The following is a 13,381-nucleotide window of genomic DNA, read 5'->3' on the forward strand; positions in this document are numbered from 1 at the left end:
CAAATTGAACGATATTGAAATTTCACAGGCTGCGACAACCGCGCCAATTACAGAAATTGCACAAACTTTAGGTCTAACACCAGATCAAATTGAGCCATACGGTAACAACAAGGCCAAAATTAAATTACCGGTGACTGGTGATACAAAGAATTCCAAACTTATTTTAGTGACGTCTATCAACCCCACACCAGCTGGTGAGGGTAAGTCGACGGTCACAGTTGGTCTAGGTGACGCTTTAAAACGCCAGGGTAAAAAAGTGGCGATTGCGTTACGTGAGCCTTCTCTAGGACCCGTCATGGGAATGAAGGGTGGTGCAACCGGTGGCGGATATGCACAAGTGATTCCGATGGAAGATATTAACCTGCACTTCACTGGTGACATGCACGCCCTCACTGAGGCTCATGATACATTGTCAGCTCTAATTGATAATCATATTCAGCAGGGCAACGCACTCAATATCGATCCGCGCCAAATTATCTGGAAACGCGTGCTGGACATTAACGACCGTGCGCTTCGTCAAACTGTGATTGGTTTAGGTGGCCGTACCTCAGGCGTTCCTCGACAAGACGGGTTTGATATCACAGTGGCCAGCGAATTAATGGCGATTTTATGCTTGAGTAAGGATCTAGCTGACTTGAAAGCCCGAATCAACCGCATTGTAATTGGTTACAATTATGATAAGGAACCTGTGACCGTTGCTGATTTAAAGGTCGCCGGCGCAATTACATTACTACTCAAAGACGCCATTAAACCGAATTTGGTTCAAACCTTGGAACACACGCCTGCCATTATTCATGGTGGCCCGTTTGCCAATATTGCCCATGGCTGTAACTCAGTACTAGCCACCCAAACTGCACTCAAATTGGCAGATTATGTCGTCACAGAAGGCGGCTTTGGTGCCGATCTTGGTGGTGAGAAGTTCATGGATATCAAGACCCCCGTGCTGGGCAAAACGCCAGATGCCGTGGTGGTAGTGGCAACTGTCCGGGCCTTAAAATACAATGGTGGTGTCGCTAAAACTGATTTGGAAGCTGAAAACCTCGACGCCTTAGCCAAGGGATCTGCCAACTTGAGCCGACACGTTCAAAGCATGCAACACTATGGTGTACCCGTTATCGTTGCAGTTAACCGCTTTACGTCTGATACCGATGCTGAAATCAAACAACTGTTAGACTTTATCCACGATACACTGCACGTGCCCGCTTACGATACCACGGTCTGGGCCAACGGTGGTGGGGGCGCACTTAGTCTAGCTGACGCTGTCGTATCTGCGACAGCCAAATCGCAGGCGTTCAACCCACTCTACCAGCCTGAAGATGACCTAATGACCAAAATGACAGCGATTGTGCAAAATATCTATGGTGGCAAAGACGTCGAACTAGAACCCAAAGCCAAGCGTCAACTTAAGACGTTTGCAAAATACGGCTGGGACAAGTTACCCGTCTGCATGGCAAAAACCCAGTATTCATTGTCGGATAACGCAAAATTGTTAGGTGCGCCAACTGACTTTACAATTCATGTCCGGGAATTCGTGCCAAAACTTGGTGCTGGGTTCATCGTTGCCATGACGGGAAATGTTTTGACCATGCCAGGGTTACCAAAACATCCGGCAGCCTTAGATATGGATATTACCGCTGATGGTAAAATTACTGGTTTATTTTAAAATTCAGATGATAAGCACATTGCTGACCGCTACTGGTTGGCAATGTGTTTTTATTTTCAACGAAATCATGAAAAGGTTGTGGCCCTAGCCTGCCTAACTTGCATAAATTTGCTATAATAGACTGATATTGAAACGACGTGAGTGCGAGTTGATCAGTCAGGCTAACTGAGGGTATTTCGACCCACAGATTGTTAACTCAAACCTACAAAATTAGTCGTCAACAAATGGGACCGTTACTGACTGGTATCGCCCACACCAAAGGGGTTTGTAATTTGTTAATTGGAGTATCAACAGTATTTATCATTCTTTTATTCATCCTAGATCAGTGGATCAAACATACCGTCGTTGCCACCATCGCACTAGGCGGTACACATACCGTGGTGAGTGGTTTACTGTCACTGACCTATATTCGCAATGACGGTGCTGCCTGGAGTATGCTTGCCGGACAACAATGGCTATTTATCATCATCTCGCTAGCAGCTTTGGTCGTGATGATCTGGTTTTTCATTCATTATCGCCATAATTGGCAGTACGAACTCGGCATTGCTTTCATGATTGCCGGGACGTTAGGCAACTTTTATGATCGATTGGTCAACGGCTTTGTTGTCGATATGTTCCAACTCGATTTTATCAACTTTCCCATTTTTAACTTTGCCGATAGTTGCCTCACAATTGGCGTAATTTGGATCATGATTGTGTTGTTTTTGGAAGATCAAGGTGAAAAACATGCCTGAAACGTTAACCTTTACCATCAAAACTGAAACTGGTCGCCTGGATAAGGTTTTAAGCCAGTTGATGCCTGATGAGAGTCGTTCGCAAATCAAACAGGCCATCGAAAATCAATTAGTTTTAGTCAATCAACAAACGGCTAAGCCCAAGTACCAAGTCTTGCCTGGCGATAAAATTGTCATGACGATTCCAGATCCCGTTGCATTGGATTTAGAACCCGAAAATATTCCACTAGATATTGTCTATGAAGACGATGACGTCATCGTCGTCAACAAACCAGCCGGCATGGTGGTTCATCCATCACCAGGACACCCGAATCACACATTGGTGAATGCGTTACTTTACCATTCACCACTTTCAACGATCAATGGCACCTTTCGTCCAGGCATCGTTCACCGAATTGACAAAGATACGTCCGGTTTACTCATGGTCGCTAAGAACGATCACGCCCACCAGAGCTTAGCCTTGCAACTCAAAAATAAGACAAACCTCCGAGAATACATTGCGTTGGTCCATGGCGTCATCAAGCAAGATACCGGTGTAATTGATGCACCACTAGGCCGTTCACCAAAGGACCGTAAACGCCAAGCCATTGTTGCCGATGGTCGCCACGCCGTCACACATTATCGAGTACTTGAGCGCTACTTGAATTACACGTTGATTTCGTGTTGGTTAGAGACCGGCCGCACCCACCAGATTCGAGTCCACATGAAATCCATTGGGCATCCCTTAGCAGGTGATCCACTGTATGGGCCACGTAAAACCATTGCCGGTTCGGGACAATTCTTGCATGCTAAAAAACTGGGGTTCAAACATCCCGTTAGCGGTAAGCAACTCGTCTTTGAAGCGCCGTTACCAGATGATTTTAAAAAAGTCATCAATCGACTCAGGCGGCAAACACCCGGATTTCAAGTAACCCATACGCAATCCCCAGACGAAGATTGACAAACCGGTCATTCTTGCATATTCTGAAATGAGCGTATCTGGTTTATTTATAAAATAATAATATTTCCAAAATTAAATCAATTAGGAGGCCACTCATGGCAAAAGTAGTTGTAGATGCAATGGCAATGCAGCGGGCACTCACCCGAATCACTTATGAAATTATCGAACACAATAAAGGTATCGACGGGCTTGTAATTTTGGGTATCAAAACCCGGGGGATATACTTGGCCGAACGGATTGCTAACCGTTTAAAACAGCTTGAAAATGCTACGGTGCCAGTTGGTGAATTAGACGTGACCAAATATCGAGACGATATTGAACACGATAGTACCGAAAACGACCCGAAAGTCACTGTTTCAAAAATTGATTTCCCAATTACTGATAAAAAAGTCATTTTGGTGGACGATGTGCTCTACACTGGCCGTACGATTCGAGCCGCTATGAGTGCCATTATGGACTTAGGTCGCCCACAACAAATTAATTTAGCTGTGTTAGTTGATCGGGGCCACCGCGAACTGCCAATTCGAGCTGATTTTGTGGGCAAAAACATTCCGAGTTCTCAACACGAACGCATTAAAGTATCCGTTTCAGAGATTGATGGTCAAGACAGTGTTGAAATTATCGATCGGTAAAACAACCGTTAAATTTGTAACAAAGATTGGTGGGATCCTAAGATGGCACAACGCTTTTTAATATTGGAAGATGGCTCAGCCTATCCAGGAATCGGTTTTGGCGCTGGCGCAACCACCACTGGCGAAATTGTCTTTAATACAAGTATGTTGGGTTATCAAGAAATTATCACGAATCAGATTTACCATAATCAACTGATTGTCTTTTCACAACCAATCGTTGGTAGTATTGGTATTGCTCATGATGGTTACGAATCGATTTTACCCACAACCAAGGGCGTTGTGGTCCGGGATGTGACAGCAATCTCGAAAAATCGGCAACGCTCATTGTCATTGGATAAATTTCTTAAACAACATAATATCCCGGGTATCAGTGGCATCGATACCCGTCATTTAATTCGCAAATTACAACAAACTGGTACGATCAAGGGTAGCATTGTTGATGTAGCTGATGACCATGCGTTTGATCAGTTGCACGCCACGGTTTTGACGAACCAACAAGTTGCACAAGTTGCAACACCCAGACCGTACCCGAACCCCAATCAGGGCTACAACGTGGTTGTGATTGATTTTGGCCTCAAACATGGTATTTTACGACAACTTTCCAAACGCGACTGCAATGTGACTGTCTTACCTTGGCAGGCAACCGCGCAAGACATTATTAACCTTGACCCCGATGGCGTTATTTTATCAACTGGTCCTGGTTCACCGTTAGATTTACCGCAAAGCGTTCTTGAGATGATTCAAACCATCCAACAACGCATGCCACTGTTTGCGATTGGTTTGGGGCACGAACTTTTTGCCCTCGCAAATGGTTCGGAAGTCAGCCCGTTAAAACTGGCACATCATGGTGCTAACCATCCAATTCGAAAAATTATTACCAACGAAATTATTTACGCCATGGAAGGTCAAGAATTCGTTGTAAATCCAGACTCAGTCAACCGTGATCGTTTGATTACAACCTACGTTGACTTGATCGATGGGAGTATCCAAGGGCTGCGTCACCGGGATTATCCGGCCTTTTCGGTTCAGTTTTTCCCAGATGGCGCGCCTGGTCCCAATGATTCCGTTGATCTGTTTGACGAATTCATGGAAATCATGGGAACTCGGGAGTGATTAGATGGATAATACAATTCAAAAGATTTTAATCATTGGCGGTGGACCAACGGAGGTCGGCCACGAAACCGAACTTGATGCCGCATGTTTGCAGGTAATCCAAGCCTTCAAAAAGCTAGGTATTCGGCCGCTGCTCATCGATAACAACCCATTTTCAGCTGCGTTAGAGAGCGTTCAGCCAACCAACATGTTTATTCAAGCCATAACGGTCGAAAACGTCCAACGAATTATTGAACGTGAACAACCGGACGCCATTTTACCAACGGTTGGTGGGGTATTGGCCATCAGCGTGATCCAAGAACTACAGGAAAATGGCGTTCTGGCTGATAATGGCGTTCAAACTTTGGGGATTCCAAGTGATGCGTTAATGGATATTAATAATCCAGACCGGTTAAACCGCATTTTAAGCGAAGCGGGGGCCCCGGTGATTGCGACCGAAACCGTTGGAACACTTGACGAGGCCGTCAACGTTGCCGCCCAAATTGGTTATCCAGTCATTGTAAAACCAATCGCACCACGCATTGACACGAACCGAATCCTTTGCGATAACGAGGCGGAATTAATTAGTGCCGTCACGCGCGGTTTTGCGTGGTCGCGCTTCAAACAGTGCGTGATTGAACAGAGCATTGTTGGGTACAAAGAAGTTGAATTAGTATCCATTCGCGACGTCATGGGCACCCAAGTGCTGGTGGCTGGTTTAGAAAATATCGACCCAATTGGCATTCACTCTGGTGACTCCATGGTCGTAACACCAACGTTAACTTTAAGTAACGCCGAATACCAAGAGTTACGGGATGCAGCGTTTGCGATTAACAATCAATTTAACTTTACCGGAGTTGTTCATACCCATTTCGCACTGCACGCTAGTCAAGATCGGTTTTACGTGACTAAAGTAACGCCGTATAACGATCGGGGCACTTCACTGGCTGCGGTTGCAACTGGCTATCCCATTGCGTACGTTGCGGCCAACCTTTATTTGAATCAAAAAATCACCGATGTTCGTTTACCTGAAATCTATCACTTTAAACAAACTGCGCTTTTGGAGCCTAGTTTAGATCACGTGGTGGTCCGGATTCCCATCTGGCCATTCGAAGACATTCCAAATGCCGATCAACATCTGGGAACCGTAATGAAATCGGTTGGCTCAACAATTGGTGTTGGTCGAAGTATGGAAGAAGCGATTTTAAAAGCGTTACGATCATCTCAATTCAGCCCCCAGGATGAATTGCCTTCAATGAGTGACTTAAGCGACACACAGATCATCTCTCAGCTGATTCATCCGTTATCTAGTCGCATTTTAGTTTTGATTGAAGCACTGCGCCGCGGGTACCAGGTTGATGAATTAAACGAACTGACCAAAATAGATCCGTTCTACTTCGTGAAACTCAATCACATCTTAACCATTGAAGAACAGATCCGCCAGCAACCAATGGACGTGACAGCACTTCAGCAGGGTCGTTATTACGGTTTTGGCGATGGCATGATTGCTCGAATTTGGCATACTGACATCGACACCGTTAGAGCGCTAGGACAAAGCAATCACATTCTACCGACCTACAAGGGGATTGAACCATCAGCGGGTGAGTTGTTACACTCACCAACTAGTTATTACAGTACTTTTGAATTTGAAAACGAGAGTGAGCAAATCTCGGATCAATCAGTCCTAGTCCTTGGTCGAGGAGGGAATCAGCTAGGTCCTAATGCTTCAGCAGATTACTTCACGACTGAAATGCTCAAACAACTGCGAAAATCTGGCTATAAGACCATTATCATGAACACTAATCCCAATGCTGGATCTCTGAGTGCAACTGCCTCTGACAAACAAATCATTGATCCCGTTCAATTGGGCGATATCATGAACGTGATTGAGATTGAACACCCTGTGAAGATTTTTGTACCGGGTAATCGACACTATCTTACTCGCGAACTTAGAAATCGGCACTACCCAGTTTCGGTACTGCCACCTGATCAAGAAAAACGAACACACCTCGAAACGAATCACGCAGAAATTGGGTTAGATTTATTCGTTACGCCCGGACACATCGTTCCAATCCTCGTGAGTGACCTGCAATCTGATCAGGGGTTAGCAACAACCCTTGACCAAATTACGCTAATGCGTGCTCCAGCTTCCATCGATGAAACACAACTGAATCGGTTATTAGCCCACGCTAAGGAGTATCTTGCAGAACACAAACGAACTGGTATGGTTCAATTGTTATATACAAACGATACAACTAACCAACTTCAGTTTGCGGGAATTCGGCCAACCCGGTTAACCACCATCGCCTATTTAAACAAAGTGACTGGCATTAACTGGGTTCGGATGCTGGTTCGTCAGGCACTCGGCGAAATTCGCGAAGATTTGATTGCAACCTTGCCCGTAGACATTCATTCAACGCGTCGTTCCCAGGTTCGTGGTACTTTTCCATTCAAACAATTACAACTTCCTGATCAACTTGGGCTAACAACTCAAGAAGTAGGGGCTCGTATCAGTTTTGAAAGCTTACCAGAACTGATCGATGAACCAGATAACAAATAAAATGACACAATTAAAAAGGTGATTCAGCGCTCATGACGCGCATTGAATCACCTTTTGTTGTGCCACGGTTGCACTGACACCGAATTGTTCTCAATTTACGATTAGTTGGCTAACGATTCAACAAATTGTCGGTCTGGCGTGACATACAAGGTCTTTTGGCCCTCATAAATGACGTAACCGGGTTTGGTCCCGTTAGGTTTTCGAATCTTCTTGACTTGGACATAATCGACTGGCACCGAGCTTGACTGGCGGGCTTTAGAGTAAAAAGCGGCAATGTTGGCGGCTTCCAGCAGTGTGTCATCGCTAGGCGTCGAATCATGAATAATGACGTGAGAGCCTGGCATATTTTTAACGTGTAACCAAATATCAGTTTTAGCAGCACTATGCAACGTTAACTTTTCATTCTGCAAGTTATTTTTACCTACTTCAATTTTGGTCCCATCAGTCGCAGTGAAGACTTCTGGCTTTGAGACCGGTTGGCGTTTCTTTTTGCCTGAACGTTGATTGTGTTCATGGTCGCGAAGGTAGCCGCCTTGTTGCAATTCTAGTTTGATATCGGTTAGATCCTTAGGCGCTGCCAATTCGATTTGGGCACTCACGTTGTCCAAATACGCAATTTCCGCGTTGGTCTTAGCCATTTGATCAGTCACGTAACTGACGGACGCCTTCATTTTATTATACTTTTTAAAATATTTTTGGGCGTTTTGAGAAGGGCTGATTTGGTTGGAAAGACTAATTTTAAGGGGTTGATTGTCGTCATAGAAATTGGGCAACGTGATACTGGTCATCCCACGGGTAACTTGTGACAGGTAAGTCGTCAGCAATTCACCCTTAATTCGGTACTCATCAGCACCCGCTGCGGACTTAAGCGTTGCTTCTAACTTCTTTAACTTAGTGCGATTCTTTTTGAGTTCATTGCGAACAACGTGAATTAACGTGCTGCCTTGTTGTTGAACACGATCACGTTCAGCGCGGTCTTGGTAATAAAAATCGAGCATACCACTCAACTGTTTAAAAGAACGGCTCACAGCGTCATCCACATCCTGAGGGTAAGGAATGGCACTAAACGCGGTTTTGCCAGTATCAAACGTGACTAGCGTTGGTTGAGGTGCGTCAAATTGCTTGAAAAAGTTAATAAAATTAGTGGTGGCATCACCTGGTTCGTGCAAGTATCGGGCCAAGGCCATTGCCGTATCCTGACCTAGTCCCTGATAATGCTGACGCAACGTCTGCGCCAAGACATCCTCGTTTGGATAGTCCTTCACCAAGGTTGCAACTTGCTCATCTCCATCAGTAACGGTAAACGGGTCAATTAGTTCCTGTTGCGGTGGGTTAATGTAATGACTTCCCGGTAGCAGAGTCCGATACCGATTTTGGTCAGAACCGACGTGTTTAATAGTATCCAAAATCGTCATAGTCGATAAATCAACCAAAATGACGTTACTATGGCGCGCCATAATCTCGATGATCAACCGCAAGGACACTTGATCACCAAGTTCATTGCGACTGGTAAAATCAAGGTGAACCACCCGATCATTTGCAGCCTGGTTCACACTCGTCAAAATCGCACCGCTAAGATACTTTCGCATCATCATGGTAAAATTAGTTGGTGTGACAGGATTAACGTAGGGGATCGCCGTGATTTGAATTCGGGCAAACGTTGGGTTAGCCGATAATAACAATGGCATGCTCGTCCGATTAGCTCGGATGGTTAAAACCACCTCATTATTATAGGGTTGATTAATTTTAGAGACCCGGCCGCCAACAAGCTGTTGCGTTAATTCTCCAACCATGGCGTGGGTAAAAGTGCCATCAAATGACATGGTCTCACTTCCTTCGTTCTTTTATACGCAATTTCTAGTATACCGGTGTCTCAAACCTGAGTAAAGGATTGCGTGCTAGGCATAAATCTTAAAAAGCTGTATAATACAAACAAATGCTGCAAAGGGGGCACTTGCTTTGGCCGATATTTTAGATAACTTAAGTTTGGCTGCTAAGTCACTGCAAACCCAAATCACCAAGGTCACAAAGCAAAACCACGTGACCATCGCAGAGTGGAAACTGCTGCGCCAAATCGATCAACAGGTGATCACACAGGATGCAATGGCTGAAGCGTTACAATTAGATACTTCAACACTTAGTCGACAATTAAAGAACCTGACCACTAAAGAAATGGTCACTAAAACGGCAGTCGGTCGGGATCGCCGCCAACTCGAATATGCTTTATCGCCGTTGGGACAGACGACCCTCACCCAAGTGGACGCTGGTTATGATGCCTTGGTGGATGCCGTCTTTCACTACTGGCCAGATGAAGAACAGCAAATGATGAAAATTATGCTCAATCGTTTAAACCGAAGCTTAGAGCGTGCTAATGGTCGTTTAGATGAGTAATCAGGCGTGCTTGCCTACAACGTAGTAAACCTGTTACAATGTAACTCAGACAATTTTGACAAGTAATTCAAAAAATGAAAAAAGAAACGGGTGTTAACCATGAAAATAGCTGTCGTCACTGATAGTACCAGCTATTTGTCAGCAGAAGACATTGAACGCTATCAGATTCACGTAGTTCCAATTCCAGTGATTATCGACGGTCGTTCCTATAATGAAGGTGTGGATATTACCACCGACGAATTTTGGGAAAAGTTACGGCACTCGAAGTCATTTCCAAGTACCTCTCAACCACCACTGGGGGAAATGATCGCCCTTTATCAACAACTGGGGGATGAAGGCTACGATACCATTATCAGTATTCACCTGGCCAGCACGATTTCGGGGTTCGTCAATTCATTACGTCAAGTTAACGAGCACCTGACTAATACTAAGGTGGTTGTTTACGACTCTCAGATCACAGTTAAATTAATGGGGTACTTAGCCATCGAGGCTGCCAAGCTGGCGGCTAAGGGTGAAGACATTGACACGATTATTGATCGTTTGGATGCAGTCCGGGCAACCATTGACGAAGTTTTTGTGGTGGACGATCTTCAAAACTTGGTTCGAGGCGGCCGTTTATCAAACGCCAGTGCCTTTATCGGCAGTATCTTAAAAATCAAACCACTCTTAACCTTTGACGATCAAAGTCACGAAATTGTGGCATTCGAAAAAGTCCGTTCTCGGAAAAAGGCCTTACTTCGAGTAGAAGACATATTCGCCGAAGCTGTTAAACAAGCAGACTATCCGTTGCGGGCACTCGTCATTGAAGGTAATGATCCAGAAGGTGGCGCCAATTGGGTCAAGCAAGTTGAAACCAAGTTCCCACAAATTCCAGTCGAATTAAGTTATTTTGGCCCAGTGATTGGGACCCATCTCGGCGAAAAGTCACTGGCATTAGCCTGGATGATTGATACTGATAAAGCTTAATCATTGCAATTATTTAATTCATTTGAAATGAATTCACATGTTTCCTTTTAAAAGAACACCAAACTGCCAATTTTTGACAGTTCGGTGTTCTTTTTCGTCTCTTTTTGCTATCGTTTCACCAGTTTGAATCAGGATTTTTTAGGGTTCTTGAAACCGTTCCCATACCAGTGGGCGCAACGGTTTAATTTTGGTCAAAGTTCGCTTAAATGACCATGTTGTTTTACTTACCAAGGATTATAATGAACTTAGGTAGCTGAATGTTGAATCATACTGATAGGAGGCAATATCATGGTAAAGACAAAAGCAATTATGATTGGTGCAGGGCTGGCAAACATGGCCGCTGCTGTTTATCTGATCCAAGAAGCACACTGGCAGGGTGACAAAATCACCTTTTACGCGATTGATGACCATGGTTCAAATGACGGGGACGAGGCTGTTCACGCCAAGGATGATTATTGGAATCAAAACCATCCAACTGAAAATCATCTGGGCTTCATCGCTAGAGGTGGCCGAATGCTTAATTACCGAACCTACGTTGATTTAATGGACTTGTTAGGCCGGATTCCCTCAGCTACCGAAACTGGCATGACTGCGGCCGAAGATACCCATGAATTTGATGCGAAGCACCGGACTTTCGATAAAGCGCGCTTACTAGAAGGTGGCAAAGGCATCATCAACGGTGGTAAACTCGGTCTCAACAATAAGGATCGCGCACTGTTAACCAAGTTGATCATGATGCCAGATGACCAAGAAGAGCGGTTAGACAACGTCACAATTGCCGAATACTTTAAAGATGATCCTCACATGTTCCAGACTAACTTCTGGTATATGTGGGAAACCACCTTTGCCTTTCGCATTCAAAGTTCTGGGCAAGAACTACGACGCTATATGCATCAAATGATCTATGAATTTACTCAAATTGAACACTTAGTTGGTGTTAATCGGACCCGGTATAACCAATTTGAGAGTATTATGCTACCGCTCATTAACTATCTTAAACAACAGGGGTGCACCTTTATTCTCAATCGACGAGTGACTGATTGGCACTTTAAACAAACACCACTTCAAGACGAAATTACGGTAACCGGTCTGGTCATGACCAACACTTTGACTGACGAGGAAGAAACTGTTGATGTGGATGAACAAACGGCCGTCATGTTCACTAATGGCTCCATTACTGATTCAGCAACAATTGGTGACTTGACAACACCAGCCGCTGAGAACATGGACTATGGTGCAGCTTCCAGTCTATGGAAGAAAGCCACTGAACACTTTTATAACCTAGGCAATCCAGACAAATTCTTTGCTGATCGAAATGCCAGTGAATGGGTCAGCTTTACGTTAACGACCAAAAACCATTTGTTACTCAATGAAATTACTCGAATAACGACGCAAGTACCCGGCAATGCCTTGAATTCATTTCTTTCAACGCAACCCATTACCGCTTTAGGCCAAAAAGACGTCAACATGTCGATCGTCGTTCATCATCAACCACACTTTACCACCCAAAAACCGAATGAAACGGTTATTTGGGGCTACTTCCTCTACCCACGACGGAAAGGGGAATTCGTGGAGAAACCCTACATTGAAATGAACGGTCGCGAAATGGCTGAAGAACTCATCGGTCAACTCTCAAAGGTTGATCCAGGTCCTGGAAACATTATGACTAAAAAAACAGCCATCATGGACAGTATTATTAACAATATCCCATGCTACATGCCGTATGCGTCCGCACTCTTTAACAACCGCGCAAAATCAGATCGGCCAAAGGTAATTCCGGACCACAGCACTAACTTAGCCTTTACTGGTGAGTTTGCCGAACAACCTTATCAAATGGTCTTCACTGAACAAAGTGCTGTCCGTTCAGGCGAAATTGCGGCTTATCACTTCACCGGCATACCAGCAAGTAAACTCGTTAAAAATCCGCGTTACGATAAAGACCTTAAAACGTTAGCTAAGGCAACCAAAAAGTTATTCTCTTAATCAAAGCGTTTACACTTTTTAAAAAGAGTGGCATACTGAGCCTAATCAAATGAAAAGTGGGGTATCAAAATGAAAGTCATTAACGTTGAATTAACCGTTAAACCTGGTGAGCAAGCTGCTTATGAGGCCTTTATCAACAAGTTGGTTACCGGTTCTCGGAGTGAAGCAGGTAACTTGAGTTACAATCACTTCAAAAAATTGGGCAGCGAGACCGAATACGAAATCATCGAGCACTGGCAAGATGCTGACGCAGTGTCTTTCCATAACGAAACCCCGCATTTTAAGGCCTTTCTGGATGGCGTCGGTGCCTTTTTGACCAAGGATCCGGTTATCATCCGAATGGATTATGAAGCCTAAATCCAAGTTCAATTAAAGCAAAAGTGACAAACAAATAAAGCAGCGTTAAGTTCTCAGTCCAAT

11 protein-coding genes are annotated in these 13,381 nt (G+C 44.5%); 10 read left to right on the forward strand and 1 reads right to left on the reverse strand.

Annotation, left to right across the window (positions count from 1 at the left end; all coding sequences use genetic code 11):
- Positions 1 to 4 precede the first annotated feature (4 nt).
- The 6 genes from FD04_RS06815 (at position 5) to FD04_RS06840 (ending at position 7,621) form a co-directional block, all read left to right on the forward strand.
- Complete coding sequence (locus FD04_RS06815; RefSeq protein ID WP_056947853.1) at positions 5 to 1,663, forward strand: formate--tetrahydrofolate ligase; 1,659 nt, start codon at positions 5 to 7, stop codon at positions 1,661 to 1,663.
- A gap of 278 nt (positions 1,664 to 1,941) precedes the next feature.
- Complete coding sequence (lspA, locus tag FD04_RS06820) at positions 1,942 to 2,397, forward strand: signal peptidase II (RefSeq protein ID WP_054702229.1); 456 nt, start codon at positions 1,942 to 1,944, stop codon at positions 2,395 to 2,397.
- Entirely contained in the window at positions 2,390 to 3,337 is a 948-nt protein-coding gene (locus FD04_RS06825) for an RluA family pseudouridine synthase (protein ID WP_056947855.1), read from the forward strand. The genes lspA and FD04_RS06825 overlap by 8 nt, the downstream gene beginning before the upstream one ends.
- A 95-nt stretch (positions 3,338 to 3,432) precedes the next feature.
- Positions 3,433 to 3,969 (forward strand): bifunctional pyr operon transcriptional regulator/uracil phosphoribosyltransferase PyrR, encoded by a 537-nt coding sequence (gene pyrR / locus FD04_RS06830; RefSeq protein WP_056947857.1) that lies wholly within the window; start codon positions 3,433 to 3,435, stop codon positions 3,967 to 3,969.
- 42 nt (positions 3,970 to 4,011) lie between these two features.
- Positions 4,012 to 5,082 (forward strand): carbamoyl phosphate synthase small subunit, encoded by a 1,071-nt coding sequence (locus FD04_RS06835; RefSeq protein ID WP_056947859.1) that lies wholly within the window; start codon positions 4,012 to 4,014, stop codon positions 5,080 to 5,082.
- A 4-nt stretch (positions 5,083 to 5,086) separates the two neighbouring features.
- The gene (locus tag FD04_RS06840) at positions 5,087 to 7,621 is read left to right on the forward strand and encodes a carbamoyl phosphate synthase preATP-grasp domain-containing protein (RefSeq protein WP_054702172.1); all 2,535 of its coding nucleotides are present in this window, start codon (positions 5,087 to 5,089) and stop codon (positions 7,619 to 7,621) included.
- 101 nt (positions 7,622 to 7,722) lie between these two features.
- Here the strand turns inward: FD04_RS06840 and FD04_RS06845 are convergent, their stop codons facing one another.
- The gene (locus FD04_RS06845) at positions 7,723 to 9,444 is read right to left on the reverse strand and encodes an NFACT RNA binding domain-containing protein (RefSeq protein ID WP_056947860.1); all 1,722 of its coding nucleotides are present in this window, start codon (positions 9,442 to 9,444) and stop codon (positions 7,723 to 7,725) included.
- A 136-nt stretch (positions 9,445 to 9,580) separates the two neighbouring features.
- Between FD04_RS06845 and FD04_RS06850 the strand changes: the two genes are divergently transcribed.
- The 4 genes from FD04_RS06850 (at position 9,581) to FD04_RS06865 (ending at position 13,318) form a co-directional block, all read left to right on the forward strand.
- The gene (locus FD04_RS06850) at positions 9,581 to 10,012 is read left to right on the forward strand and encodes a MarR family winged helix-turn-helix transcriptional regulator (protein WP_054702169.1); all 432 of its coding nucleotides are present in this window, start codon (positions 9,581 to 9,583) and stop codon (positions 10,010 to 10,012) included.
- A 99-nt stretch (positions 10,013 to 10,111) separates the two neighbouring features.
- Positions 10,112 to 10,978 carry a DegV family protein gene (locus FD04_RS06855; RefSeq protein WP_054702166.1) on the forward strand — a complete coding sequence of 289 codons (867 nt, stop codon included), beginning with the start codon at positions 10,112 to 10,114 and terminating at the stop codon, positions 10,976 to 10,978.
- Between the two features lie 288 nt (positions 10,979 to 11,266).
- On the forward strand, positions 11,267 to 12,961 hold the full coding sequence (locus tag FD04_RS06860) for an oleate hydratase (protein ID WP_056947863.1): 1,695 nt from the start codon (positions 11,267 to 11,269) through the stop codon (positions 12,959 to 12,961).
- A gap of 69 nt (positions 12,962 to 13,030) precedes the next feature.
- Complete coding sequence (locus FD04_RS06865; RefSeq protein ID WP_056947865.1) at positions 13,031 to 13,318, forward strand: putative quinol monooxygenase; 288 nt, start codon at positions 13,031 to 13,033, stop codon at positions 13,316 to 13,318.
- Positions 13,319 to 13,381 lie beyond the last annotated feature (63 nt).

Origin of the sequence: Secundilactobacillus odoratitofui DSM 19909 = JCM 15043 (genome assembly GCF_001434895.1) — a bacterium.
GTDB lineage: Bacteria > Bacillota > Bacilli > Lactobacillales > Lactobacillaceae > Secundilactobacillus > Secundilactobacillus odoratitofui.